This is a genomic window from Leptolyngbya sp. FACHB-321, from assembly GCF_014695975.1.
Classification (GTDB): domain Bacteria; phylum Cyanobacteriota; class Cyanobacteriia; order Leptolyngbyales; family Leptolyngbyaceae; genus Stenomitos.
The window spans coordinates 1-26425 of the sequence record NZ_JACJPI010000061.1; the positions used below are offsets into that span (position 1 = coordinate 1).

Below are 26425 nucleotides of genomic sequence, written 5' to 3' on the forward strand. Positions count from 1 at the left end.
GTCTCGACTGGTTCGCAAAACCTTGTCATTTTCAAAATCCGTAGAGAATCATATTGGTGCCCTTTGGTATTTCATCCATCACTACAACGCATCATTACTTGTGTAGCACTACCAGAAATAGAATAACCTTACAGCACCTCTCAAAGAGTCTCCGTGCCTATGTGATGATATTTTCAATTGTGCCTATGTGGTGAGATTCTGTGCCTATGTGGTGATATTTCAATTGTGCCTATGTGGTGAGATTCTGTGCCTATATGGTGAGACTCTGCTGAAGTTCACATTGATTCAGAAAATTATTTATGGCTATTTTTATAGTTCGAGCGCGGGTGATTCCAAGCGAAAGAAGTGTCAGTAGAAAGACGAAGGGTGAAGTTTTTGCTCATGCCAGCGAAACAGTAAAACAGGAAACCTGGGAGTCAGCAGTAATTGTTTCAGATCTGATTGAAACGCTGCGAGTCGAAGTTGCGGCACACAGTGATTTTGAGGTCTGGAAACGGAGTGGTAAGCTTTCTGAAAAAGAACTAAAGAAGCTTTGGAACGACCATAGAGCAAATTTGCCCTACAAGAACTTACCTGAACGGCTTGCCCGCTCAGCTTGGCTAACAACTGAAGTAGTCTATGATAGTTGGCTGGCGCTGAGACAAAGTTTGCAGACCCGGTTAGATCGGCTCAAGCGTTGGCTGGATATAGCCAAAAGCGATGTTGAATTGCTTCAACTGTGTGGCTGCGAATTGGAGCAAATGAAAGCCAAGGCACATGAAATCCTTGAAGTAGTCAAAGCTGAGTTTGAGGCAGATCAATCTAAACAGACAGTCAATGCAGTAGGGCAGAAGAGACCCCAGCAAAAACCTGTAGGAGAAAAACAGCGAAGACAGACTTCAGCAAACTCGACTCAGCAGTCTGGGGAAAAAGCGAAAAAAGGAACCAAAAAATCTGCTAAGGGTACTACCGATACGCTTACTGATGCATTATTTGAGAAATACACTGAGTTTGAAGGAAAGGATCTTCTCAGTCAGTGTGCGATCGCTCACATCATCAAGAATGATGACAAGGTTGTCAAGCGACGAGAAAATCGAAGACGATTCACCGAGAAGTTTAATCAGCGAAAAAAACAGCTTGAACGGTTGGAAGTACAGTTGGCTGGTTCTTTACCGAAAGGGCGAGATCTAACTGGCGAAAAGTTTCTGCAAGCTTTGGAAACAGCCACTCAACAGGTTCCTGCTGATGACAACGAATTTCGAGTCTGGCAAGCAAATCTGCTGAGGGTACCTAAAAATGTACCTTACCCTTTATTGTTTCACAGCAACACTGATTTGAACTGGTGCTTGTTAAAGCGAAAGCACCCAATCACTCAGAAAGTTGAGGAGCGGATTTTTGTCCACTTCCAGGGTATGGAAGGAACGTATGTGTTTGAGGTTTGTTGCGATCGCCGTCAACTGCCATTCTTTCAGCAATTCCTCAAGGATCAGGAGGTATTTGAGTCTGATCGAAAGCGGTACTCTGCCACTCCATTTCTCCTTCGTTCAGCAACCTTAATCTGGAAAAAACGAGAAGACAAGGCATTCGATCGTGAAGCCCCGCAAAACAGCGAGAAGCCAAATTCAGAACAGCAACTACAGCAGAACCAACAGCCGTGGGAGCAATATGAACTCTATCTCCACTGTGCAATTGATCATCATCGCCTTACTGCTGAAGGAACGGTACTTATGGTCGCAGAGGCAGTTAAGGACAAGCAACGCTTAATTAAGAGCTATGAGGAGCAGAAGAAAGTACAAGAGTTGGACAAGGAACAGCAAAAGCATTGTGACAACTTACATAACCAACTCAAGCGTCTTGAAAACCCTTTTCCTCGCCCCCAAAGGCGGCTATATAAGGGAAAGTCAAATATTCTTGTCGGTCTTGGCTTTAGCCGTGAAGAACCTGTCACCGCAGTAGTGATCGATACAACGACAGGAAAGCTTATTACTTGTCGCAATACTCGTCAGTTGTTGGGAGAGGATTACCCCCTGCTCAGTGCTTATCGGCTCAAGCAGAGACAGAATGCTCGTCAACGTTATAAGGATCAGGTGAAGGGTCGAGTGCGTCAGATTTCGGAGTCAGAGCAAGGGAAATATCTGGATCGCCTGCTTGCAAAAGCTGTTGTTGCACTGGCGAAAGAATATCAGGCGGGTAGTATCGGTCTGCCAAGGTTGAAAGGATTGCGAGAACGGTTAACGAGCGCGATCGAAGCTACAGCAGAAGAAAAGTTTCCAGGTGATGTGGCGAAGCAGGAGGCTTATACGAAGCAATACAAAAACAACATTCACCACTGGAGCTATAGCAGGCTCTCTGATTACATTCGAGGTAAAGCTGCACAAACGGAAATTGCGATTAAGTTTGGCTATCAGCCAGCAACGGGGCAATTTATTGATCAAGCCAAGGCTGTCGCAATGTCAGCGTTCCATAACCGGAAGCCGCACATCGCATAGATCAAATCTGAACCTTGACAGTAGAATATTTTTTATAGCGCCTCCTCTTCATGTTTGAAGGAACCTCTGTGTGGAGGAAATGGGTGAGTTTTACCATCGCAAGGTGAGTTCTTTCCGACCATAGTTGCTGTAACCCTTCTTAAGCTGCCCTTGCAGATAGGTTTTCCTGTTAGTAAGGGGAAGTTATACGTGTAGAGTTAATCCCTCTATGAAGTATGACACAGGTCGCTCCCATGCATAAGGGTTAGACTCTTGTTACTAAAGCTTCTTTGGTAATAAGGGCGGAGACTTCTTCTTCGGTGTCGTACTTACTTGGTAAGTGCTGTCATCACAGTGACTGAACCGCCCCTCAGAGTTTGGGGTAGCCAAACTCTGGGTGGGTATCCACAAAATCCTTCATTTTCTGGCAAGTCATAGTGGAAGCAAATTTCCCAGTCGGTTTGCCAGAATCTTAAAACCCTTCACAGCAAAAGCTTACAGCGGCTTTAAGTCAAAGAAGGTGGGGTCTATACTTGAAATTAAGACCTTGATTTTGAACCACCTTAAGACCTTCGCCAAAACCATGTGAGAAGACTACGCTGGGAAAGGGTTTGAGAGCGCTGGGTTGCTAATGTCTTCCTAGGCGTTGCTGGATAGAGAGTGGCAGTAAACCGGGTCAAGTGTGAAATGCAACTGTGGTTGCTAATGTCTTCCTAGGCGTTGCTGGATAGAGAGCCGATCTATGATGCCTAAGTAAGCAGGATTCCGTGGTTGCTAATGTCTTCCTAGGCGTTGCTGGATAAAGAGGCTTCGTCCAACTCAAGCTGGTTATTCTTTATGCGAGGGATTTATCTGGTGTGTGAATAGTCATCAAGTCTTTGAAAATTAAAAGTGGATAGAAAGGAGCGCTGCGATCGCACCAACATTGATCGCAAGATTGCATAACTTATGCCATATGAGCATGGCTTTACAGAATTGTGTTATGCTTGCGAATATCCTACGGAAAGAGCTAATTAAAACTGATTTTGTAGAATTAAAAACGACCTGGATTGGAGGGTGTTGCCTGAAACCCCTGAAAACCCCAGGGAGAATAAAATTTCTTGGCAGTAGCTATTTAAAACTGACAAATAGCTCTTTAATGGACAGTACAAATGCACAGGAATGGAGAGTAGGGGAATCGAACCCCTCACCTCTGCGGTGCGATCGCAGCGCTCTACCAACTGAGCTAACTCCCCAGGACACAATTAAATTTGCTTTGCTATCGTACCATTCGCTGGCTCTATCCTGCTTTCGCTGCTACTGAGTCGTAAGCCCGCTGGACGCGATCGAATTCCAGATCAGAGAGACGGTCTACAGCCCAGTTCGCTCGGCGTTGCAGCATATGAAACGGGTAAGTATTGGCAACGCCTACGACCGGAATGCGCGCTCGTTTAGCCGCTTCAATACCCGCAAAGGTGTCTTCAATCGCCAAACATTCTGAGGGTTTGAGGTTAAGTGTCGGATCGGCTTGGTTAAGACGATCGACCGCCAGTAGATAGCTATTGGGTTCTGGCTTACTGGGAAGGCGTTGATCAGCAGCAATAATGACTGAAAAATAGTCGCTTAGTTGGGCACGCTTCAGCACTAGTTCAATTTCGGCTAGTAAGGCACCACTCACGATCGCCATTTTGACCTTGGCAACTCGCAATTTGAAGATGAAATCCTGTAAATCTGGATAGATGGGTAGCGTTTCAAGGTTTTTGATCGCGCTTTGATACGCCATAGACTTACGCGCAATCAGCTTACTGGCATACTCCTCAGTGATTACTCGCCCTCGGTGTTGCAGCAGGTCGATAAGACAGGCACGATCGCTCCGTCCCAGGCAAAACTGGCGAAATTCACCTGGCTTCGGTCGCAGGTTCTCTTCCAACAAAAGCTCATCGATCAGCTTTTCATGGAGTGGTTCATCGTTGATGATAATACCGTTAAAGTCAAAAAGAACCGCTTTCAGCATTGAATGGACAGTGAAGGTTAAGGCGTTTTAGAGCAGATGTTGCTGATATTGGGGACGTAGAGGCAACAGACAAATGGATTGCCATTCATCCTGCTTTTTAGCAAAAGCTTGCAACGCTCGAAAATCTATTCTCTAACAACTAGCAACGAATTGCCAAAATGCCTCAGCTCGAAACCCAGGGGCGATCGCCCACTGCCGCCACATACGTAGGGAGCGAAAACTCCACCGCCTTATAGGGCAAGGGTTTGACACCGCGTGTTACCTGATGGATGAGCCAGCAATCATGCGTTTGGACTGCCTCAAACTGCGCTGCACCCATCCACGCATCGACACTGCCACTTGCAAAAGCCTGAATATAAGGCTCTTCAAAAATTTGGGTCAGCCATTCTGTTTGGCGTAGCACCTTTTGATTACCATCAAGAATCACCACTTCGCCACCTACAGTCAGCAGGCGATAGCACTCACGCAGAATCGCTTGAGAAACAGTAGGAGGCGTTTCGTGGAAGAGTAGCGATGCCGTCACCAGATCAAACGAAGCATCTGGGAAGTGTGTGTGCTCAGCGTTACCGTGTCGCCATTGAATAGCGAGGTTGGCTTGTTCTGCTTTGTGTTCGGCAACGACTAGCATCTGGGGTGACAAATCTAGCCCAATAACCTCAGCTTCAGGAAACGCTTGCTTAAGCAACAACGTGGTGGAACCAGTGCCACAGCCCAAATCTAGAATGCGGCGTGGCTGCGATTGAATGGCATCAAGCAAACTCTGGCGTACCAGAGCTTCACCAGGGGGCAACGCATATTGCGTAATAGGATCATAAGAAACAGCCGCACTGACATTAAGGTAGCCGCCTTCAATACCGTGGAAGTTTTGGCTGCTGTAATAGGTAGGATAAGTGAGAGTACGATCGCTCAAGCGGGTGCTAGCAGCTTGCCAGTCAATGCTTTCGTGAAAGCGCCGCAGCTTGTCTTCATCGATTAGGAAGGTTTTGACAAAGGGAGCAAGGAAGCGCTCGAAGATTGTATCGTTGCGTGCCATATGCGTTACTCAGCTCTTTTCTCAAGTGGGGGCAAAAGGCGGCAATTTTCATACCAGTTTGCTACGAAGTCACACGTAGTTAATCACGTAGCTGTCATCGTCCTTATGTGGTTGTGCCGCAGCACTAGAGCCAGAGGATACGATCGACTGTGGTTGCTTCTGTGCCGTTGCAAAAAGCATTGGTGTTACCCACTTCAGTTTAATGAGTTTTAAAGTTTTGTGAGTGCTGGCGGTTTTGCTAGAGGAAGAGGCTCTTTAGCAGGAGCGGTAAGTGGCAACGACTCGTTCAACAACAACGATCGCTAAGTAAGCAGGCAAAACCAATACGGTCAGGATGAGATCAAAAGCTGGTAGACGCGGCTTTCCAGCAAAATAAAGACTCCTAACCCAATCAAAACGAACGGCACAACACGATGTCCATAGTGGGTCAAGTAGTGGGCTATCACAGCGTGACGGGTGAGATAGTAGGCAATGCCACACCAAACAGCAACCATTATGAGAAAAACACTCAGAATGGCTCCCATTGCTGCCAACGTACTATTAGCAAACAGCGGCACATAAATACTAATGTTGTCTCCACCGTTAGCAACCGTCACCGCTGCCACTTGAAACGTCTGAGGAGGGATATTAAGGAACGATCGCGATCGCCCTAGCCAGCCATTTTTGGCGCTGCTTTCTTCAGTCACCGTTTGCACATCTGTAGCATCAGCTTCACCTGCAAACAGTTGATGGATACCAATGGCAATGGGTAGAAAGCCCAGTAAGCCCAACCAGACGGGCGGGATAATTAAGCCGGTAAGAAAGCCAGGGAGGCTGGCAAGCAGCAGCAGTAAAAAGCCAAGATATTGACCCACCACCACATGATGAGGACGAAACGTTGGACTAATGCGGGAAAAGAACACCATGAGAATCACGATGTCATCAATGTTAGTAGCAGCAAAAGCGGCAACGCTGGCAGTAACCGCTTGAATTAACTCCGTCATGAAGATCTAGCACGATGACACGCCTTCCGGTTTTACCACACAAGTACGCCTCTTGCAGCTAAGTCCTCATCTACACGCCGCGGCTAGATAGTGCAGCCTGGCTAGACGTTAGACAGGCAATGTAAGACAAAATTCAGTGCCCTTATCAGGCGTAGAACTAACCTCAATAGTGCCTTCGTGCTTTTCGACAACAATTTGATAGCAGATTGCCAGTCCCATCCCAGTGCCTTTGCCAACGGCTTTGGTGGTAAAAAACGGCTCAAACAATTTTTGCTGCACGTTGGGGGTCATACCCGTTCCATTATCGGCGATGCAAATTTGGACGTACTGAGGATCAATTAATTGAGTCCGAATGGTAATGGTAGGAGTGGTGCTTGCTAATGCGTTTTCAGCTTGTCTGTCCTGGTTTTCGCTTTCCTCCCTAAGAGCATCGATCGCGTTGCTCAAAAGATTCATAAAAACCTGGTTCAACTGTCCGGCATAACACTCCACCAGCGGTAGGTCACCGTACTGTTTCGCGATATTAATTTCAGGCTCCTTGCCCTGTGCTTTCAGGCGATTGCCCAGAATGATCAGCGTGTTTTCAATGCCTTCATGGAGATTAACGGCTTTGCGATCGGCTTCATCCAAACGAGAAAAGTTGCGTAGCGAGAGCACAATTTCACGAATGCGGTCTGTGCCCATTTTCATAGAACTCAACAATTTAGGCAGATCCTTTCGAAGAAAGTCCAAATCGATCGTTTCAATCGTTGCCTCAATCTCTAGACTAGGGTTAGGCACTTGAGCTTGATAGAGATTCAGTAGGCTCAACAGGTCTTGCGTATACTCCTGCGCTGGGTTGAGGTTGCCATGAATGAAGTTTACCGGATTATTGATTTCGTGAGCGATGCCTGCCACAAGCTGACCTAGACCAGACATTTTCTCAGCCTGAATCATTTGCGTTTGCGTTTGACGTAGTTCCCGCAGCGTTTGCTCTAGCTCGTCTGCTTTCTCTTTAAGTTGTGCTTCAGAGTGCCGTAGCGCCTTTTCTGCATAGTGCTGCTTAGTGATATCACGGCTATAGCCAAGCATTGCAAAAACGGTTCCGTCTGAGTCATGGAGCGGCGTTTTGCGGGTATCCAAGATGCGCAGTAAGCCATCAGCGGTGGTGATTGGCTCATAGTGATGATGAATCTTTTCTCCCGCCAGCGCTGCCTGATCATCTACACGGAAGCCTCGCATATTTGTTTCAAGCGTGCCGAAGATTAGCTCTGGCGAGAAGCCTAGCTCTAGATCGTCCTTACCCAGAACTGCTTCTACATCTTGACCGAGTGCCTCTGCAAAACTGCGATTGACAAGGATGTAACGGAAATTGTGGTCTTTGGCAAAAATCCAATCCTGGGTCGAGTCAAGTACCGTTCGCAAGAGGCGAGATTGGTATTCAGTTTCTTGCAGTGCTTGCAACGCAAGTTCGGCTTGTTTGCGATCGCTTATGTCCAGTTGTAAGCCATCCCAAACGGTAGAACCATCAGCTTGACGCTCTGGGCGAGAGATAGCGTGCAACCACTTGACCTGACCAGACGGCATGACCAAGCGCCCAACCCAATCCCAGGGTTGTAGAGTTTGCTGGGAGGTTGCAACGGAGGCAAAAAACGAATCGCGATCGTCGGGGTGGATGCGCTCCAAAATGACACCAGCATTTTGCTGAACGGCTTCCGGTTCTACTTCATAGAATTCTTTGCAGAAGGCACTCATGTATGGAAAACTCCCCACACCGTCGGCACCCAGACGAAATTGGTAGACCGTACCCGGTAGATTAGCAGCTAAGTTGTGGAAGCGGCTCTCGCTTTGGTACAGGGCAGTTTCCATGTCCTGATGTTCGATCGCAGCGTGTTTGCGCTCGGTAATGTTATGCATGGCAACCACTGCACCCAATTTATTGCCAGCCTCATCAAAAAACGCTCGCCCACTTGCCAGCAAGGTGCGGGGGGTGCCGTGCTTGGGCACAATGACCATCTCAGCCTCGTGAACCTGCTCTCCCTGAAACGCTCGGAATAAGGGGATCGCATGCGTTGGCATAGGCGTAATGCCATCTGCTAGATAAAGGTCAAAGTGCTGTGCCCACTGGTCTGCTGGCAGAGCGACTTCGGGTAAACCGTGAAATGTGCGGGTGGCATGGTTAAATAGCATCAAATCGCCCTTGTCGTCGCAAGCAACGATGCCATCCGTCAGGCTGTCCAGCATGGCTTTGAGGCATTCTTGCTCTTTCTGCAAGTGCGCTGTGACCTGTTGACGCACAACCTCCACCTGCTGATGGTCCGCAATCTCTTGCTGAAGCTTCTGGTTGCTCGACCGTAGCTCAAGCTGGCTCATCACCTGCCGACCGAGCGCCTTCAGGGCATTGATTTGCACATTGGAAAGTGTGCGGGGTTGGTTGTCAATGACGCAGAGTGTACCGAGCGCTAAACCATCAGCAGTATGGAGAGGGATACCTGCGTAGAAGTGGATGTACGGTGCTCCGATCACGAGCGGATGATTGGCAAAGCGGACATCCGCTTTAGTATCGGGCACAACGAAGGGATCTTGTTGCAAAATGGCATGGGCGCAAAAAGCGAGCTCACGCGGCGTTTCACTGATCTCCAGCCCCACTTTTGCTTTGAACCACTGCCGCTTGGCATCAACCAGACTCACAAGGGCGATCGGCGTTTGACAAATGTGGGCTGCCAGTTCCACGAGATCATCGTAACCCGTCTCTGGCTGAGTATCGAGGATTTTGTAACTAAGCAGTTTGGCAAGTCTCTGCACCTCTTGCTCTGGCGCTGTCGCGTTCATAAATGACCTCAAGGCGGCTTATGAGTAGGGAAAGGAACAATACGACTTTAGGTTTTTGGCGTCCCACTGATGACTCGTAGAGACTCGCCGTCTACCCTTGATATGATGTGTTGCTAAACACGTTAAAAGTGAGCAGAAGCGTGCTAACGCACAAAAACTACTAACGATTGAGAAAGGTGTAAAACGTTTGGCATCTAAGCAATGCATAGCGTCACCTACGATGTTGATCGAGGTACGTTCTTTGCTAGAAGTTGCTCTTAGCACCTAATCGTTGATAGGTTACTCGCTCTGTCATGGTCTTCTCAAGGAAAACAACGGTTTTCGTATCATTAAAACTGCTTTGATGCAAGGGCAAGATATAGCAAAATATGATCGCGTTTGCGTAGCTATCTTTCCCCAGATAGTGACCTTGTTAACATCCTTACCATTTCCGTCTTAGCAAACAGATAATCCTTATGTTTAGTAAGACGAAAGTTTGGAAGCGTTGTCTCAGGCAAGAAAGTTACTTCTCTTCAACCGTAAAACTATTCTTCATTAATGACATCCAGCCACTTAGCCATTCAGCAACGCTTCGACGAATTCGTAGCTTGAAAAGGGTCGTAGGTCTTCGATGCCTTCTCCGGCACCAATGAAGCGGATGGGTAAACCAAGCTGCTGGACGATCGCCAACGCAATGCCGCCTTTTGCCGTACCGTCGAGCTTGGTCAGAATGACACCACTGAGTTGGGCAGCCTCGGCAAAGACTTCTGCTTGCCGCAGTCCGTTTTGTCCCAGGGTGGCATCGAGTACCAGCAGTGACTCGACGACTGCATTGGCAGATTTTTTGTCAATGATGCGACGAATCTTGCTGAGTTCGTCCATCAGATTTTTTTTGTTTTGCAAGCGTCCAGCAGTATCAACAAGCAGTAAGTCTGTACCACGCGACTGGGCAGCGGCGATCGCGTCAAAAACAACTGCTGCCGGGTCAGTATTCTGCCCTGGATTGGCAATGACTTCAACGCCACTACGACTGCCCCAGACTTTAACTTGCTCAACGGCGGCGGCTCTAAAGGTATCCGCAGCGGCAATCAGGCACTTGTAGCCAGACTTTTGGGCAATATGGGCTAGTTTGCCGATCGTGGTTGTTTTTCCGGCACCGTTCACGCCTGTAATTAACCAGATATTGAGTACATCGTCTTCTGGCGCAAAGAAGCGAGTTTTTGCATTCTCTAGTGGCGTATCCAGCATCTCTCGCAAGATTTGCTTCAGGTACGTAATGGCAGCGTCGGGCGGCAGCACATCTTGACGGAGCTTACTTTGCAGAGCAGCGATGATTGCATCCGTTGCGGCAACGCCTACATCCGCTTGCAGCAGCACCGACTCAATCTCGATGACAGCATCTTCATTAAGCGGACCCTGCCCCACAATGGAGCGCAGTTGATTGATCAGGCTTCGCCGCGTCTTATCTAACCCTTGACGCAGCCGTTTGAGCCAGGTGATTTCTTCGAGTGAAATCTGGTCAGGTCGTCGTCCCTGGGCAGCTAGAATTTCGGATGACCAGAGGAAGCCTTCATCCAGCACTGTTTCATCTAGCAACGGCTCGACAGGAGCCGTTACTGTACTTACAGGCGCGATCGCAGGCTCTGGTTCGACGATCGCGCTTTGCTTCAGACGCTCCAATCGTTCTTGTCGGTCTGCTTCAGATTGCGCCCAAAATGGCAGTGGTGCGGATGTCTCTGGCTCTAGAGGCTGATCTACAACAGGCTCAATAGCAACAATTGTTTCTGCAACAGGTTCGTCTGGAATGGTTGCAGAGTCTGCAATAGTTGCATCGGCATCAGAAGTTGCTTCAGGGTCAATCGCGGGTTCGGCGGCGATCGTTGCCTCTGGTGAAGCCACCACTTCCGCTGGGGGTGCTTCGGCTTGCTGCCGCTTCTGAATATTTTGATAGGCTGCCTTCGCCCAGTTCAGGTAGTCGTCAGCTACAGCAGGCTCCGCTTCTGCTGTTGTCTCTGCTACAACAGGCTCTGCCGTTGCCTCTGCATCTGACGACACTGGCTCAGATTCTACCGTTGAACCATCTTCAGCCTTGTTAGCGTATCGCCGACGAAACCAATCAAAAGTCATTGCCGTTTCCTCTTAACCCCACTCCTTACTCCCTATGCCCTACGTCTCACTCGCCTTACATAACCTTCTTCTCTGTTTTAAGCTGCTCCACCACTCGACGCAGCACACCGTTGATAAAGCGGTGCCCATCTTCGCCGCTGTAGCGTTTTGCCAGCTCTACAGCTTCATTAGCGGCAACACGATCGGGAATGCCTAAAAAGACAATCTCCGTTACTGCAATGCGAAGGATATCACGATCGATCCATGCCAGCCGCGAAAGTTGCCAATCGACAAGCGCCGTAGAAAGAATCTGGTCAATCTGTTCTCGGTTGGCTTTTAGCTTGCTAATAATTTCGAGCGCGTAGTGGCGCACATCCTGTTGGTTTGCTAATTGAATAAACTCTGGCACATCCATCGCTACGCCCAGACGGTTAATGGCAGTTTGGGCGAGGGCGATCGCCTCATTCACCATAGCTCTGGCGCTCTCAACGTCAACAGCACGGGTTTCACTCGTCAGTAAGCGAGCACTGCCTTGCTGTAGTTCAGCCGATGCTGTTTCCAGGGCATCTTGCGCCTCGCTGGTGAGTGTCCGCACTGCCGCAACGACGACATTCTGAAGCTGCTGCATCTCCAGGCGCTCTGGATTGGATGGCAACTGGCTGACGCTTAACAGTGCCAGTTCACGGGCAATTCGACGAGCTTGCATAAGGAAGGCTTAAGGATCAAGGCTTAAGGATAACGTGATTCAGGACACTAGAGAGCAAAGGGAACAAGCGTTTTCGTCCCCACTTGCCCCTCAGAGAAGTCGGAATAAAGGCAGTTCAACTCTGCATTAGCAACGGGACAAGGGATTCTCTGCGTCACTCGCGCCCTTCATACTTTATCCTTTACCCCTCCCACAGGTCTTCTTCTAAGGTGAGCGCTTGCCGATTTTTGTCTAGGAACGGATCAAGTGGACGCTGTTTCGACGCAGGCAGCGATGCCACTTTTGCCGCTTCTGGAGAAACAATGCCGCCAGAAATCACGACTTTGAATGCATCTTCGATCGGCATAGAGAGATTGATCACAGCATCTTCGGGCACCACTGCATACCAACCTGTCGTCGGATTGGGTGTCGTGGGAATAAACACTCCCAGCATTGGACTCGAAAAATGGGATTGAAACTCGCCTGTGAGCACACCTGTGACAAAGCCGAGTGCCCAGACCCCCTCACGGGGATACTCCACCAGCACAACCCGTCGAAATTTGTTGCCAGAGTCCTTTAAAAGTGTCTCTAGAAGCTGCTTCAGCGTTTTGTAAACGGAGCCTGCCAGTGGAATTGCTTGTAGCACCCGTTCGCCTAAATCCAGGAGCCAGCGTCCGGCAATGTTGCGCGCCATCAAGCCAATGAGCAGAATGCAAAGCAAGGGCACCATCAAGCCCACGGTCAAATTTAAGACATTAACCAAAAGCGGGTTCAACCCATCAAAAGGGTTGAGTTGCTTGGGAATGCGGGTGAGGAAGTTGATCACCCAGTTTGCGATCGTGAGCGTGAGCCAGATTGTGGTCGCTAGGGGAATCACCACCAGCAACCCGGCAATCAGGTCATTTTTGAAGTCTTGCTTGAGGTGTTGGAGCACAAGTCACCCATTCTCCTGCGATTAGCCGTGAAAACGATCGTAACAAGTCGGACAAACTAAACGAACACGCAACTATTGTGATGGGATCAGCGTCAGCGAAGGGGCTGGAACGGCTCCATTAACTAGATTTGCAGAGCAGAGAGACTAAGCTCAACGCAAAACAGAAGATGGACGACTGCGAAGCAACTGCCTGTACACCTTACCAAGAATTGTAACGAATTCTGTAAAGAAACATTGCAGTGCCAGAGTGCTGATGCTGTCTTCTAACCATGCCCAATAGCTTGCAGTGGTTGGCTTGCAATTAGCCATGCAAACGGTCTCACATCAACAGAATACCCTACGTGATTCGGTATCGCACATGACAAATAGTGTTAGCTATTCTGATCCCCGATTTCTTTGATAAATCAGGGATCTGGCTCTATGCAGTTAGGGTAATTGGCTGCGTTGATTTTGGGCAGAGAGGAGATACCGTAATCCAGTCCAACCGATGACAGCATAGCCGAGCGCCAGTACCAGGCTAGCAATGCCGCTCCGTATTCCCGATCGCAGCTTGTTGTCGTTGATCTGGGTTTCGAGTTTGCGCTTATTGTCGCGGATCTGCGTCAATTTCTGATCGCGCTCAGGTGCGATTTGTGCTTCCAGTGCTTTGGGATCAGATTTGAATTTCTGAAGCTCCGCTAGCTTTTGTTTTGCTTGCTCCAACTGTGTGCCCTGAAGCTGGCCGCTCTGAATCAGCTGATCGATTTGACCCGACTGAGCATCAATCTGGGCTCTAAGTTGCTGTACCTGTCCATCAATCTGGCTTTCAGCCCGGCTAGCATCTTGCGTAATCTGTTTCATCTGATCGTCGGCTGCTGCATTAGTGGCATTGACGCTGAGGGGGATAAACAGCAAAAAGAGTAAGGCTAATAAGCTAGACAGTAAGGCAACACCAAGCTTCAAGCCGCGAGACCGCTCTCCAGCAAGGGCAGGCTCTAACGCACTTTCGACCCAGAAGCCGATAAACAGAAAGCCAAAACCCATCATTGGTACAAAGCCACGATCGATCAGTTGAGTCGTCGTGGTAAACAGCCATTGGCTGTCCTGAAATCTGGTCGATGAGAGCACGACTGCACAGTCGAGCAAGTAAAGCACAATCAGGACAATACCGACGCTTTTAAGAATGAGGGCAGTAAGAGGGGAGGCGTTAGATGTTTTCATCGGCTTCTATAGATTTGATCGGCAGTAGGCTAAAACTGCCCTGGCAACCTCTTATAGTAGACTACGGAACTGGATCTCTCGATGGGTCTGAGTGGGTAAAACCTTGAGTAGCTAAAACCATGAACAAAATTGTAGAAGTGCTACCCGATAAGGACGCACTCATTCAGCGATCGCTGGCGATCGTGCTCGACAAAATCCAGGCAGCGATCGCGGAACGGGGACGCTGCACGATCGCCCTTGCAGGCGGCGGCACACCCAGACCACTCTATGAACAGCTTGCCACACACGATCTTGCTTGGGACAACATCCACATCTTTTGGGGTGATGAACGTTATGTGCCAGCCGACCATCCTGACAGCAACGAAGGTATGGCGCGTCACGCCTGGTTAGATCAGGTAGCGTTTCCGCCTGCAAACCTTCACCCGATGCCCACAGCCAACCCTGATCCTGCCGTCTCTGCGAGTCAGCATGAGTCAGAGTTGCAGCAATTCTTTCAGCTTCAGCCTGGTGAGTTTCCCCGGTTCGATATTATCCTGCTGGGCATTGGGGACGACGGACATACCGCGTCACTCTTTCCTCATACAGAAGCTTTGCAGGTTCGTGACCGTCTCGTTACTGTAGGTAACAAAGACGGGCAGCCTCGCATCACCTTTACTGCACCGCTGATCAACCACGCTCGTACTGTCCTATTTATGGTGGCAGGAGCCAGCAAACGCCCTGCACTAGCGCAAATCTTTGCCCCTGTTGCTGATGACAACATCTATCCGGCGCGGCTGATTCAGCCAGAAGGAGAACTTTGGTGGCTGCTGGATCAAGCTGCAGGGCAAGACCTCCGCAGGAGTTGATTCAGCCACAAAAACTAGATGACATTAGCCCTGTTCCACAGTAGAACTAGAATAACGAGATGGCACGTAGCGATCGTCGATCGCTAGTCAGCATAGGGGTTAAAGCTAAAAGCTGATTCAATTGGGTGTTCTGAGGATGGAAATTGATAAAGGGGAAAGAGGTCATGATTGTTTGTCCGAATTGCAATCATCAAAATCCTGATGGCGCAGTTCAGTGTGAAGCCTGCTATACGCCGTTACCTGCAACCATGAGTTGTCCTAACTGCGGTACAACGGTGCAAGCTGATGCTAGTTTTTGTGGTCAGTGTGGTAACGACCTCCGCACTGCTGCCAGCCAACAGTCTGCCGCCATTGCTAGTCCATCGCTGGCTTCAGACACTTCGTCATCAATACCTAGCCTGCTGCCGCTTGATCCTCTGGTACCACCCGATCCCTTAGTCGCTCCACCGCTGCCTCTTCCCAACTCCAGCCCCCCAGCCATGACAGAACCGGTGCAGGCTGCACCTGCTGAATTACCGCCGCCAAGCGCGATCTCAGCCGCTGAGCCGTCCAGCTATGAAGTAGCCTCGTCAGCGCCAGCAGCATCTAACGCTGGTGGATACGTCTCGACGACCCAGCTACAGCAGCAAACAGCACGCCTTTTGCATCTGCAAACCAGTGCCTCGTTAGAACTGCCGCAAAGCCTTACCGTCGTTCATATTGGCAAACCCAACGAGCGGATTCCGCCTGATATTGACGTGTCTGGGTTTCCGGATTCGGAGATTGTGTCTCGCATCCATGCTGATATTCGGGTTGAGGGTGATGCCTACTATATTGAGGATGTCGGTAGCTCCAATGGCACTTACATTAACAATGTGCCGCTGCCAATGGGTAATCGGCATCGACTGCGACCGGGCGATCGCATTTCACTTGGCAAAGGTGACAAGGTGACATTTCTCTTTCAGCTTTCCTAATGTTTCAGCTTTCTTGATGCCTGGTGTTATACGCTAATTTAAGTGATTAGTGTTGCTAGTTCGCTGGATACACGTGTTGTCTGCTTATCGTCACTGCCTTGATTGTCCATTCAACAGAACGTTCACGCTTTACTTCAGATAGTCGTGTATCGTTAGAGAAACTTGCTATCGATCGCGAAGTCTTTGCTTTCGCCACGGTAAACGCCGAGTCTGCTTAAGGCGCATGGCGGAGCAGTTACATTCTTTGGTCGCACTTCTTGCCACAGGTCATTACTCAGACTTTATACTGCTAGTGTGATTACTCTGACCCTTTTGCATCCGATTCAGTCGATTCCGGTTCAGCACTGGACGTTTGAGCATGAACCTGTGATTCGGATCGGACGATCGACCGATAACCATGTTATTCTCTATAGCGCCGTGGTTTCCCGTCACCATGTCGAATTGCGCCGAGGCGATTCGCAGTGGGAAGTCGTGAGCCTGGGTGCGAATGGCACCTATGTTGATGGCAAGCGCATTACGCAAATGCCGATCGATGGCAGTATCGTGTTTCGACTTGCCCGATCGGGACCCAACATTCAGGTTCACGTTGGCGCTTTGCCTGCTACGGCTGCCAAGCTGCAAAGCAATCTGCCAGCACAAAAGATGAAGCCTCCCCTTGGCGGCATTGCTACTGATGAGGCAGGTGAACCAACCCAATCCGGTGAAGCACCACTGACCAATCTTCCGATCCCTGTGACGAGCCAACCTGAAGAGGAGGAACCGCAGTCTGGAGTTTTAACGCAGCGTTCTACAGCGATGGATGTTGAAAACGAGCCAGATCAGGATAGTTTGTCACCAATTAGCTCAGCCAACTGTACGCATCCACGCGCTCAGGGAAATACGCTGTTTTGCCCCGACTGTGGGCAACCATTGCAGGTAATGCAAACAGTGGGTGATTATCAGGTGGTCAAAACTGTACGCCAGGATACGATCGGCGTAACTCAATTAGCTTGGTGCAATGGTCAGAACGTCGTTCTGAGAACACTTAAGCCAGAATGGCAACAGCCCGAAACGGTCGAAGCCTTTACACAGCAAGCAAAACAACTGCTGGCGCTGGAGCATCCAGGGTTACCGCACTTTAGTGATTTTTTCGTCATTGAAGGCAAGCCGTATCTTGTGCGAAGTCGAGTTCACGGACAAAGCTTACAGCAACGGGTGAGTCAGCGAGGTACTCCGACGCAAGCAGAGGTGATCGCGTCGATCGTACAAGTGTGTGACACCCTAGACTATCTGCATCAGCAGTCTCCCTCATTGGTGCATGAGGATTTAAAACCCGAAAATCTAATTCAAAACGCAGCGGTAGGCAACCCTACGATCGTTGGCTTTGTCTCCCTCAAGTCTTTAGCGATAGGCGAACAAACTGCTGCTTCACCCTACACGGCACCTGAACAGCAGCAGGGACAAAAAACGGTTGCAGTTGATTTGTTCGCCCTAGGACCGATCCTGGTCTATTTGCTGACTGGGGAGTCGCCCAGTGCGTTCTACGCCCAGCGAGAGCAAGGGTTCCGCTTCTACCCGGAGTATGTGCCTGGTTTAGGGGCAGAGTTTGTAACGATCGTCCGTCGCCTTACCAGTCCGCAGCCAGAGGAACGTTACGCCTCTGCGAAAGAAGTGGCGGCTGCACTTCTAGACATTTCGGTCACTTCGTAGACGCTCTTAACCTTAATTGCCTTTTAGAACCTTATGGTGCTGTGGCTATTGGTAGGGTAAAGAAAAAGCAGCTACCTTCACCATGAGTGGATTCAAACCGAAGCTGTCCACCCTGATTTTCAACCAGTAGTTGGCAGAGAGACAAGCCCAGCCCAGTGCCCTTGATGTCAGCTCGATCGCGGTGATGTACCCGATAGAAACGCTCAAAGAGATGCGGTTGATCGGCAGCGGGGATACCCAGCCCGCGATCGCGCACCCAAACTTCGACCCAATTAAAGTCTTGCACGGCTGCACCAACTTCGATCGGGCTGCCAGCAGGAGAGTACTTCAGCGCATTCGACAATAGATTAACCAACACCTGCGACACTTGCCAGCGATCGCCCCGCACAAGGGGTAGGTCTGGGCTAAGTTGAAAAATGACCTGATTTGTATGAAAATCTTTCACCACCGCTTCTAGCAGGCTTGGCAAACAGAGGCTTACAGCCTGAGTTTCCAGTGCGCCAGTTTCCAGATTGCGTAGCGCCATCAAATCATGCAGCAAATGCTTTAAGCGGTAGACCTGCTGCTGCACAACATCCAAAAATTCTTCGCGGTGCGCTGCGTCTAGATTGTTTTCTGCCAATAGCGGTAAAGAGCCACCCAGAGCGGTCAATGGCGTTGCTAATTGATGCGTCAGTAAGTGCAGGAGCTGCGTTTGCTGTGCAATCTGCTCTTTCAGCATTTGCTGCTCAACCTGCGCTTGCACCAAACGCTCATCGATCGACTGTGACGCAACAGTGTCTGGCTGGCTCGACGAGAAAAACGGTTGATTGTCTAAAGATGAAGGCATAGGTCGGCTTGAGCTAGAGCAACTTTGAGCCATAGCAGCATTGAGTGTCGGTCAACAGTTAGCAAGCGAAAGATTAGTTAAGTGGAGTACAAAACCAACAACTGACACTGCGACCATCTTAACATTATGTTACGTAACGCGCTTCTACACAGCCGTAACCGCTCTAAAACCAGACTGTGCTTTCCCGCTTGGGAGCATACAGCGTGACGTGTGAACGGTAGAAAAGATTGTCATACTCAAGGAAGTTTAAAAAGTCTTCTAGCAATATCGGAATGGGGTGAAAAAGTGATTAAATGAACCGGGATGACTCTAAGTAGGGTGTCAAATGTAGCTACGTGTCCTGATCAATTTGTTTTCAAAGCGTAGACAAAATTAGTGTACATAGCAGTCTTTAAGCATTTATGCATGGTACGCCGCTCTTGAAGCAGGCAGCGGTCAGACACCAGGCTCAGGAGAGGCTCAAGGCTGAAAGCGACTACAGGGACTGTTCACAAATTAAAAGAGATTGTTAGATCAATCCTTTCAGTCTGGTTGATTGAATCGTTGGATATATCAAGATGGTTAGCTCAGTTCATAAAATCAAGCAACAACTGGTGAGCCTTTCTGCCATGAACGCCGAGCATGAGCGTATTCTCGCTGCGATCGATGTGGGTACAAATTCCATTCACATGGTTGTGGTACGCATTCAGCCTGCTCTACCTGCGTTTACGATTATTGCGCGGGAGAAAACAACGGTACGACTGGGTGCTCGTGACAAGCAAACAGGCAATCTCACCGACGCTGCGATGGCACGGGCAATGGATGCCCTCAAGCGCTGTCAGGAGATTTCCAAAAGCCTGAACGCTGAGCAAACGATCGCGGTCGCTACTAGCGCTATGCGTGAAGCACCCAACGGGCGCAGCTTTTTGCAGCAGATCGAAGCCGAATTAGGGCTGTGGATTAACCTCATTTCGGGTCCTGAAGAAGCGCGTCGGATCTATCTGGGCGTGCTATCGGGCATGGAGTTTAGCGGTCAACCTCATGCCATCATTGATATTGGCGGTGGCTCGACTGAGTTGATTCTGGGTGATGGGCACGAACCCCGCACCCTCAGCAGTACCAAAATTGGTGCAGTGCGGCTTACGGCTGAACAAATCACCACTGACCCGATTAGCAACAGCGAGTTTCAGTCGCTCCAAGCCTACATTCGCGGGATGCTAGAACGTCCGATCGAAGAACTGCAAGCTGGTCTAGAAGTCGGTGAACATCCTCGGCTCGTCGGCACATCAGGCACGATCGAAACCCTGGCAATGATCCATGCCCGCGAAAAAACGGGTGCCGTGCCATCACCACTGAATGGCTATGAGTTTAGCCTTAGAGACTTACGAGAGATTGTCGATCGCTTGCGTCGTCTATCAGTTGCAGAGCGGGCTGAAATTCCGGGCATCAATGAGCGCCGTGCCGAAATTATCTTGGCAGGGGCACTTATTCTTCAAGAAGCGATGACGCTGTTGGGGATGGAGTCGATCGTCATTTGTGAACGATCGTTGCGAGAAGGTGTCATCGTCGATTGGATGCTGACTCATGGACTGATCGAGGATCGCTTGCGCTATCAAGGTTCTGTCCGCCAGCGCAGCGTGCTCGAAACTGCCATCAAATATCAGGTGAAGCTAGACTACGGCGAACAGGTAGCAGACTTTGCGTTGAGCCTGTTCGACCAAACTCAGGGCAGCCTGCACAGTTGGGGACAAGAAGAACGGGAACTGCTGTGGGCAGCCGCCATTCTGCACAACTGTGGGCATCACGTTAGTCATTCCTCTCATCACAAACACTCCTACTACCTGGTTCGTAATAGTGACCTGCTTGGCTATACCGAAACCGAAATCGAGACGATCGCCAACCTTGCTCGCTATCACCGCAAAAGTGCACCTAAGAAAAAGCACGAAAGTTACCGCAATCTAACTAGCAAACGGTATCGTCGCGTGGTTGATCAACTTAGCGCCTTGCTGCGTCTTGCTGTCGCGCTCGATCGTCGCCAGATTGGTGCTATTAAACGTGTCGTCTGCCAACCCCATCCCGAAACGCAGGAATTCTGGCTGCTCATTCAGCCAACGAAGCCCGATGATGATTGCGCCCTAGAACTCTGGAGCCTCGACTATAAAAAAGGTAGCTTTGAAACCGAATTTGGGTTGAAGTTAATACCTGTTTTAGAAGCAACATCGGTAGAGATAGCACCAATAGGAGCATACTAGCGGCTCATTGCTAGTTTTTAGTTAATGAGCCTACTGCTCGAGACTGCCATTAGCCCACGCAACGGACTTAACTAACGCCCACAAATAGGTCATCAAAACTCTTAGCAGGCGCATCCGCTTTAGCCACAATCTCGACAATTTTGTTGCGTGCAGATGGTGAGAAAAGTGCCTCCACACAGGTCTTAGCTACTTTGGTACGAGGAATGCTGCCATCAGATAGGGTGTCAGCAGAGGACATTACGACAGCATCCGTGTTGTCTTCATTCTTTAACCCACCGGGACGGACGATCGTGTAAGTCAAGCCGCTTTTTTGTAGATATTCCTCTGCCTGTTTCTTCCAAACCAAAATGAGAAAAAAGAGGTTCAAAGGATGCAGCAGTTTCGATGTACAGAGAGAGGAAACAAACACAAACTGCTCGATTTGCTTTTGCTTGGCAGCCTCGACTAAATTTTTTGTGCCTTCATAGTCAACTTTGTACGGGGCGGTTGGGTCAAACCCTGGCTTTGCGCCAGTAGCGCAAAGAACAACAGTGCTATCCCCTATGGCACTGGCTAACGTTGTAGGGTCTAAAACATCACCTACGACCAATTCGGCTTCTGTTGGCAAAATGGAGCGGGCAGCGGTTAAATCACGCACCAGAGCACGCACTGGGATACCTCGCGCTACTAGCTCTTTCACAATACGTTGTCCTGTCTGCCCTGTAGCTCCAGCGACAAATGCTTTCATGCTCTTGCTCCTTGTAGTCGTCAACGTGTGCAGTCTAAAAAAGGACTATGACCTGAGAAACCACAGAATAGGGGCTAGAGAACTCGGATTTCATCTATGTCTGGTATGAAATCCAGCACGCCGCTTCCTAGGTAAGCACCTCAGTCCCACAACGGCAACCAAAGTTAAAGCCGCTTCACTGCTGCTAATTTAGTCTAAGACCTGTTCAAGGCAAATTTAGGACGATCGCCCTGCCTTTTGAATCATGTAGTGAGCGCTTCAAGAGTCTCCCCTACGTTCGCTTTGCATCAGGCTCCATACAAGAGTTATCGATCGCTCTATGCCGATAAAGCTAGCGTACAAAGAGACTCATTACCGTAAACTGATGGCAGGCTGTCTCTATAGTAGTGCTATGTTAAAGAATGTGAAGCGTTTTTGCCCCTTTGGTACATGGCGTAATAGCTGTATTGGTTAGCCAGAGCCGTTATTAATCGTCGAGCGTAGCTTTCACTTCTACAAGGGTCTACTTTATACACTGATTGATATTCGATAAACTTTTTGAGAAATCCGTAAAACCTCGGTGAGAGCGTGAGGGCTAAAGGGGCAGTATAGACCCAAGGCATACAGCAATCAACGTCGAGCCGATTATCATGCAGTCACACTCTACTGGATTCTCATCCGCTAAGATCTCTGATGGCTCACTCCACACTACATCGGTCATCCCAGAGACGCATTACCAGATGACAGAGGACTCTACTCAACATCTCACTGAACCGACCCAGTTTCGCACCCATTTTGTGGATTGCATGGAGATGCCCGCCGAAATGCAAACGGTAACTGAGTATTTTGATGCTCATTCCGATTGGTTTCGTAACTGTGCTCAACCAATGGTTGCAGAACCACTAGGTGATAATGGCTATGCCCTGGTGATTGGTCGTTTTGGTTCACATGGTTATCAGGTGGAGCCAAAAATCGGACTGCACTTGCTGCCTGAAGATCATCGAGTCTACCGGATTGAAACCATTCCTATTCCTGGCTATGTCACCCCGGGCTATGACGTTGATTTTCAAGCAGCGATGAAACTGATCGAAGCAGGGGCAGATGCGTCTTCTCCTACAAGCGATCGCACTAGCAAACTTTCTACCCCAGTGACGCGCGTTGAATGGCAGTTAGATCTAACCGTGTCGATTCAATTTCCACGGTTTATTCAGGCATTGCCCAAGTCGTTGGTCCAAAGTACCGGCGATCGCCTACTCCGCCAAATTGTGCGCCAGGTGTCCAACCGTCTCACTCGCAAGGTGCTAGAAGACTTTCATAAAACGCATGGGTTACCTGCTCCCAAACTTGCCAAGCGGTGGTTTTTCCAAAAGTCGGATGACTGCCTGGAAGATCCGTCGGGCGATGAGCATTCGGTTTAGATCGGGTGTAGCTGTCTGCTGGTTTAGTGTTGATTGGTTTAGCGATCGCTTACAGTTAGCCGCTCTACGCCGAGTCGCAACACTGACAAACCCAGGATGATCAAGAACATCACTAAACCGATTGTGCAGGCGTAACTCATTTCCAGGCTCTGAAACGCTTGCTCATAGACGTAATACACGATCGTCTTAGAACTGTTGCGCGGACCACCCTGCGTCATGATGTAGACTTCTTCAAAGACTTTAGTGGCAGAAATAGCAGAAATGACCGCCACCAGTAATAGGTATGGCTGCATCAACGGGACGGTAATATCCCAATGTTTTTTGATGCCATCGGAACCGTCGATCGCCGCCGCCTCATACAAATCTTCAGGGATTGCCTGCAAGCCCGCTAGGTAAATCACCATGTAGTAGCCCAAGCCTTTCCAAATAGTTACAACCATCACGCTGAAGATTGCCCATTTGGGGCTAGTGAGCCAGGGAATGCCTGCTGAGAGACCCAGTAGCTTTAGTAGTTGATTGAGCAAGCCGTTGTCAGCATAGAGCCATTTCCAGGCGATACCTGCTACAACCATTGAAATCACGACGGGGGTATAATATGCCACCCGAAACCAGCGGATGCCGCGTAGCTTTTGGTTCACTAAAATTGCCAAGCCCAACGGTAGCATCACCAGAATGGGAACTACGCCCACCAGATACAGCACCGTGTTGTGAAAAGTCTCCCAAAAGACGCGATCGCCCCACAGACGACGAAAATTCTTCAGCCCAATCCATAGAGGTGGCTGCGTCAAATCAAAGTCGTAGCGCGTAAAACTGAGGTAGAACGCCTGTAGCGCTGGATAAAACACGGTCAGGCTGAGAACTACCAGAGCAGGCAGCAAAAAAAGGTAAGGCGTGAGCCGCTGTAACAGTAGGCTCCGATCCTTCAGCATCCATTTGGGCATTGCGGCGTGAGTGGCAAACGATAAGCAGGTCTAGCTCATCATAAGGGGAATGGGGAGTGGGAAGTAGGGAGTAGGGAAAGGCAAAAGGTAAAAGGCAAAAATAGGGAAGTTTTGAAATTTGAGTTGATGCTGTACTGCTTCCTTTGCTTCCCCTGCTTCCTTTGCTTCCCCTGCCTCCTTTGCTGCAGGCTTCTGCTTCCTTTTCCGCACTAAACCAATGCCTCCAGAGGCTTCCAGGCTTCTAAACCTTTGAGAACGTCAGCAGCAGTAGCTGTCCAACCGACGATGCCGCCTTGAGCACGTACCATTTCGAGGGTAGCTTGCTTGAATTCAGGGAAGTAGCTTTCGGTGCAATCTTCGACCATAAGGCACTCGTAGCCGCGATCGTTAGCTTCGCGCATGGTTGTTTGTACACACACTTCTGTCGTCACGCCTGTGATGAATAGATGGGTAATGCCTTGCGCTTTCAGCATGGACTCCAGATCAGTGGCGTAGAAAGCCCCTTTCCCCGGCTTGTAGATGACTGTTTCGTTGGGCAGTGGAGCGAGTTCGGGAATAATGCCATTGCCAGGTTCGCCTTTGACTAAAATGCGCCCCATCGGTCCTTCACTGCCGATCGTTAACTCGCCTTTACCACGCTTAATTTTGGATGGCGGACAGTCAGAAAGATCAGATTGATGACACTCGATTGTATGAAAAATCGGTAGTTCTAAGGTACGAAACCCTTCAATTAATTGTTTAAGCGTGGGGACGATCGTCCGTAGCAAGCTAACATCGTTTCCTAAAATATCGCCAAAACCACCTAGTTCCATAAAGTCTCGTTGCATATCAATGACAATAAGCGCAACATTCCCAGAAGCAGGCAATTCGTAATCGTAAGGTTGGGCAGAAATTGTAACCATAGTTGTTAGTTCTTGGTTGTTAGTTGTTGGGCAACAATCTGCGATCGACATCTGTTGACTTTAAGTCCTTAGTTCTTCTAACGACTAAAAGCCAACAATTAACAATTTTTTCAGCTAATTGCTGACAGCTAAACGCTGAATGCTTCTAGTGCCCTGCCATGCTTTGACCGATCGACGCAAAATCAGCATCCTCGATCTTACTTTCGTAGGCAAAGGTGCCGCCGCTGATGACAAAAATGCGATCGGAGAGCTTCAGCAACTCATCCAAATCTTCACTCACTAGCAACACAGCAACACCTCGATTACGGGCTTCGAGAATTTGTCCGTGAATGTAGTCCACCATCGCAAAGTCCAGACCAAAGCAGGGGTTAGCGGCAATGAGTAACTTGATGTGATCTTCGGACAGTTCGCGTGCCAGGACAGTTCTTTGAACGTTACCACCAGAAAGGTTGCCGACAGGTGTGTCTGGCGAAGGTGTTTTGATTTTGAAGGAACTGATTAAACCTACTGCCATCTCGCGGATTGCTTTAAAGATGAGCAGGATACCTTTTGCCTGGGGTGAGCGATCGAAGGTACGCAGCGCCAGGTTCTCAGCCACGCTCATATGAGCTACACAGGCATTACGGAGGGGTTCTTCCGGTAGAACAAACACGCGATTCTTGAACATTTCAGCGCGAGTCATCCTGTAGATTTTGCCATCGACCAGCACTTCACCAGCAGTCGCTGGACGCTGACCTGCCAGCACTTCTACCAGTTCGCGCTGACCGTTACCAGAAATCCCTGCGATCCCCACTACTTCACCACTGTGAACGGTCAAATTTACGCCACCAACAGCTTCTAAACCATTATCTTTGTTTGCATGAAGATTTTTGATCTGAAGTACCACAGCAGGATCACTATGAATGGTTTTTTCAACCTTTTGTGGTTCTCGTTTTTCACCCATCATCATCTCCGCCATTTCAGAGACGGTCATGTCTTTTACTCTGCCATTACCTGCAAATTTGCCCTTGCGAAGCACTGTAATTTCATCTGCAAACGCAGTGACTTCGCGGAATTTGTGGCTGATCATTAAAACGCTCAATTTGCCATCTGTCACCTGTTCTCGAATCAAACCCAGCACTTCATCGGCTTCGGCAGGCGTAAGGACAGACGTTGGTTCATCCAGAATGAGAATCTTGCTTTGAAGATACAGTTGCTTAAGGATTTCGAGTTTTTGCTTTTGCCCTGCTGCAAGCTGAGCGATCGTCATTTCAAGAGGCACTTTGAAGGGTGCAGTTTCCATAAACGCGGTCAGCGCTTCAAACTCTTTCTTCCAGTTAATGATGTTGGTGTTGTCAAAACGAGATAAGACCAGGTTCTCAGCCACCGTCATAGCAGGAACGGACGTAAAGTGCTGATACACCATGCCAATGCCATAAGTATGAGCATCACGAGGGCTACTGATTGTCCGCGCTTGACCATCAATCCGCACCTCACCCGTTGTTGGAGTGTAGAAGCCCATAATGCACTTAACGAGCGTACTTTTGCCCGCACCGTTTTCTCCCAGCAGCGCATGAAAGGTTCCAGGCTTCAGCTTCATCGAAACAGCTTCCAACGCTGTGAACGAGCCGAACCGTTTGGTCATACTGACTACTTCCAGGTCAGGCGGACTCATTAGGGCATGGGCGTTGTTTGTTGAAGTACGGGTCAAAGGGTCTGCAACTTCTGTCATGCTGCCTCCTGGAGATGTAAGCTTGCTGA

19 protein-coding genes, 1 tRNA gene, 1 pseudogene and 1 CRISPR repeat array are annotated in these 26425 nt (G+C 49.3%); of the genes and pseudogenes, 7 read left to right on the top strand and 14 right to left on the bottom strand.

Features of this window, described 5'->3' with window-relative positions; all coding sequences use genetic code 11:
- Both H6F76_RS14785 and cas12k read left to right on the top strand, forming a co-directional pair.
- A pseudogene (locus tag H6F76_RS14785) lies at positions 1–106 on the top strand (IS1 family transposase); the annotation flags it as partial.
- A 193-nt stretch (positions 107–299) separates the two neighbouring features.
- Positions 300–2468, top strand: coding sequence for a type V CRISPR-associated protein Cas12k (gene cas12k, locus H6F76_RS14790; RefSeq protein ID WP_190509316.1), 2169 nt, complete (start codon positions 300–302; stop codon positions 2466–2468).
- A 602-nt stretch (positions 2469–3070) separates the two neighbouring features.
- Positions 3071–3254: direct repeats of the CRISPR family, unit length 33 nt; unit sequence GGTTGCTAATGTCTTCCTAGGCGTTGCTGGATA.
- 355 nt (positions 3255–3609) lie between these two features.
- On the opposite strand, the gene H6F76_RS14795 is transcribed toward cas12k, so the two are convergent.
- The 9 genes from H6F76_RS14795 to H6F76_RS14835 form a co-directional block, all read right to left on the bottom strand.
- Positions 3610–3682 (bottom strand) — tRNA-Ala (locus H6F76_RS14795).
- 44 nt (positions 3683–3726) lie between these two features.
- The gene (locus H6F76_RS14800; protein ID WP_190509318.1) at positions 3727–4440 is read right to left on the bottom strand and encodes an HAD family phosphatase; all 714 of its coding nucleotides are present in this window, start codon (positions 4438–4440) and stop codon (positions 3727–3729) included.
- A gap of 163 nt (positions 4441–4603) precedes the next feature.
- Positions 4604–5473 (bottom strand): class I SAM-dependent methyltransferase, encoded by an 870-nt coding sequence (locus tag H6F76_RS14805; RefSeq protein WP_190509320.1) that lies wholly within the window; start codon positions 5471–5473, stop codon positions 4604–4606.
- Between the two features lie 329 nt (positions 5474–5802).
- Positions 5803–6456 carry a cadmium resistance transporter gene (locus H6F76_RS14810; protein WP_190509321.1) on the bottom strand — a complete coding sequence of 218 codons (654 nt, stop codon included), beginning with the start codon at positions 6454–6456 and terminating at the stop codon, positions 5803–5805.
- 108 nt (positions 6457–6564) lie between these two features.
- Positions 6565–9267: an ATP-binding protein gene (locus H6F76_RS14815; RefSeq protein ID WP_190509323.1), complete on the bottom strand. Its 2703-nt coding sequence runs from the start codon at positions 9265–9267 to the stop codon at positions 6565–6567.
- Positions 9268–9819: 552 nt separating this feature from the next.
- Positions 9820–11373: a signal recognition particle-docking protein FtsY gene (gene ftsY / locus H6F76_RS14820; protein ID WP_190509325.1), complete on the bottom strand. Its 1554-nt coding sequence runs from the start codon at positions 11371–11373 to the stop codon at positions 9820–9822.
- Positions 11374–11428: 55 nt separating this feature from the next.
- Positions 11429–12058 carry a transcription antitermination factor NusB gene (gene nusB, locus H6F76_RS14825; protein ID WP_190509326.1) on the bottom strand — a complete coding sequence of 210 codons (630 nt, stop codon included), beginning with the start codon at positions 12056–12058 and terminating at the stop codon, positions 11429–11431.
- A gap of 181 nt (positions 12059–12239) precedes the next feature.
- The gene (locus H6F76_RS14830; RefSeq protein WP_190509328.1) at positions 12240–12971 is read right to left on the bottom strand and encodes a DUF502 domain-containing protein; all 732 of its coding nucleotides are present in this window, start codon (positions 12969–12971) and stop codon (positions 12240–12242) included.
- Positions 12972–13397: 426 nt separating this feature from the next.
- Complete coding sequence (locus H6F76_RS14835; protein ID WP_190509330.1) at positions 13398–14171, bottom strand: HpsJ family protein; 774 nt, start codon at positions 14169–14171, stop codon at positions 13398–13400.
- Between the two features lie 119 nt (positions 14172–14290).
- On the opposite strand from H6F76_RS14835, the gene pgl reads away from it, so the two are divergent.
- The 3 genes from pgl (at position 14291) to H6F76_RS30545 (ending at position 17658) form a co-directional block, all read left to right on the top strand.
- A complete protein-coding gene (gene pgl / locus H6F76_RS14840) occupies positions 14291–15016 on the top strand; it encodes a 6-phosphogluconolactonase (RefSeq protein WP_190509332.1) in 726 nt (241 codons plus the stop codon).
- 164 nt (positions 15017–15180) lie between these two features.
- Positions 15181–15969 (top strand): FHA domain-containing protein, encoded by a 789-nt coding sequence (locus H6F76_RS14845; RefSeq protein ID WP_190509333.1) that lies wholly within the window; start codon positions 15181–15183, stop codon positions 15967–15969.
- A gap of 294 nt (positions 15970–16263) precedes the next feature.
- Positions 16264–17658, top strand: coding sequence for an FHA domain-containing protein (locus H6F76_RS30545; protein ID WP_190509334.1), 1395 nt, complete (start codon positions 16264–16266; stop codon positions 17656–17658).
- A gap of 31 nt (positions 17659–17689) precedes the next feature.
- Here H6F76_RS30545 and H6F76_RS14855 read toward each other — a convergent pair whose 3' ends face one another.
- Entirely contained in the window at positions 17690–18487 is a 798-nt protein-coding gene (locus tag H6F76_RS14855; protein ID WP_190509337.1) for an ATP-binding protein, read from the bottom strand.
- 608 nt (positions 18488–19095) lie between these two features.
- On the opposite strand from H6F76_RS14855, the gene H6F76_RS14860 reads away from it, so the two are divergent.
- Positions 19096–20718, top strand: a complete 1623-nt coding sequence (locus tag H6F76_RS14860; RefSeq protein ID WP_242036680.1) for a Ppx/GppA phosphatase family protein — start codon at positions 19096–19098, stop codon at positions 20716–20718.
- Positions 20719–20785: 67 nt separating this feature from the next.
- Here H6F76_RS14860 and H6F76_RS14865 read toward each other — a convergent pair whose 3' ends face one another.
- Positions 20786–21445 carry an NAD(P)H-binding protein gene (locus tag H6F76_RS14865; RefSeq protein ID WP_190509341.1) on the bottom strand — a complete coding sequence of 220 codons (660 nt, stop codon included), beginning with the start codon at positions 21443–21445 and terminating at the stop codon, positions 20786–20788.
- Between the two features lie 719 nt (positions 21446–22164).
- On the opposite strand from H6F76_RS14865, the gene H6F76_RS14870 reads away from it, so the two are divergent.
- Entirely contained in the window at positions 22165–22842 is a 678-nt protein-coding gene (locus H6F76_RS14870) for a DUF1997 domain-containing protein (RefSeq protein WP_199322137.1), read from the top strand.
- A 38-nt stretch (positions 22843–22880) separates the two neighbouring features.
- Here the strand turns inward: H6F76_RS14870 and H6F76_RS14875 are convergent, their stop codons facing one another.
- From H6F76_RS14875 to H6F76_RS14885, 3 genes are all read right to left on the bottom strand, one after another.
- Positions 22881–23783, bottom strand: coding sequence for a sugar ABC transporter permease (locus H6F76_RS14875; protein ID WP_199322126.1), 903 nt, complete (start codon positions 23781–23783; stop codon positions 22881–22883).
- Positions 23784–23992: 209 nt separating this feature from the next.
- Positions 23993–24685 carry an isochorismatase family cysteine hydrolase gene (locus H6F76_RS14880; RefSeq protein ID WP_190509343.1) on the bottom strand — a complete coding sequence of 231 codons (693 nt, stop codon included), beginning with the start codon at positions 24683–24685 and terminating at the stop codon, positions 23993–23995.
- 145 nt (positions 24686–24830) lie between these two features.
- A complete protein-coding gene (locus tag H6F76_RS14885) occupies positions 24831–26396 on the bottom strand; it encodes an ABC transporter ATP-binding protein (RefSeq protein WP_190509344.1) in 1566 nt (521 codons plus the stop codon).
- Between the last annotated feature and the right edge of the window lie 29 nt (positions 26397–26425).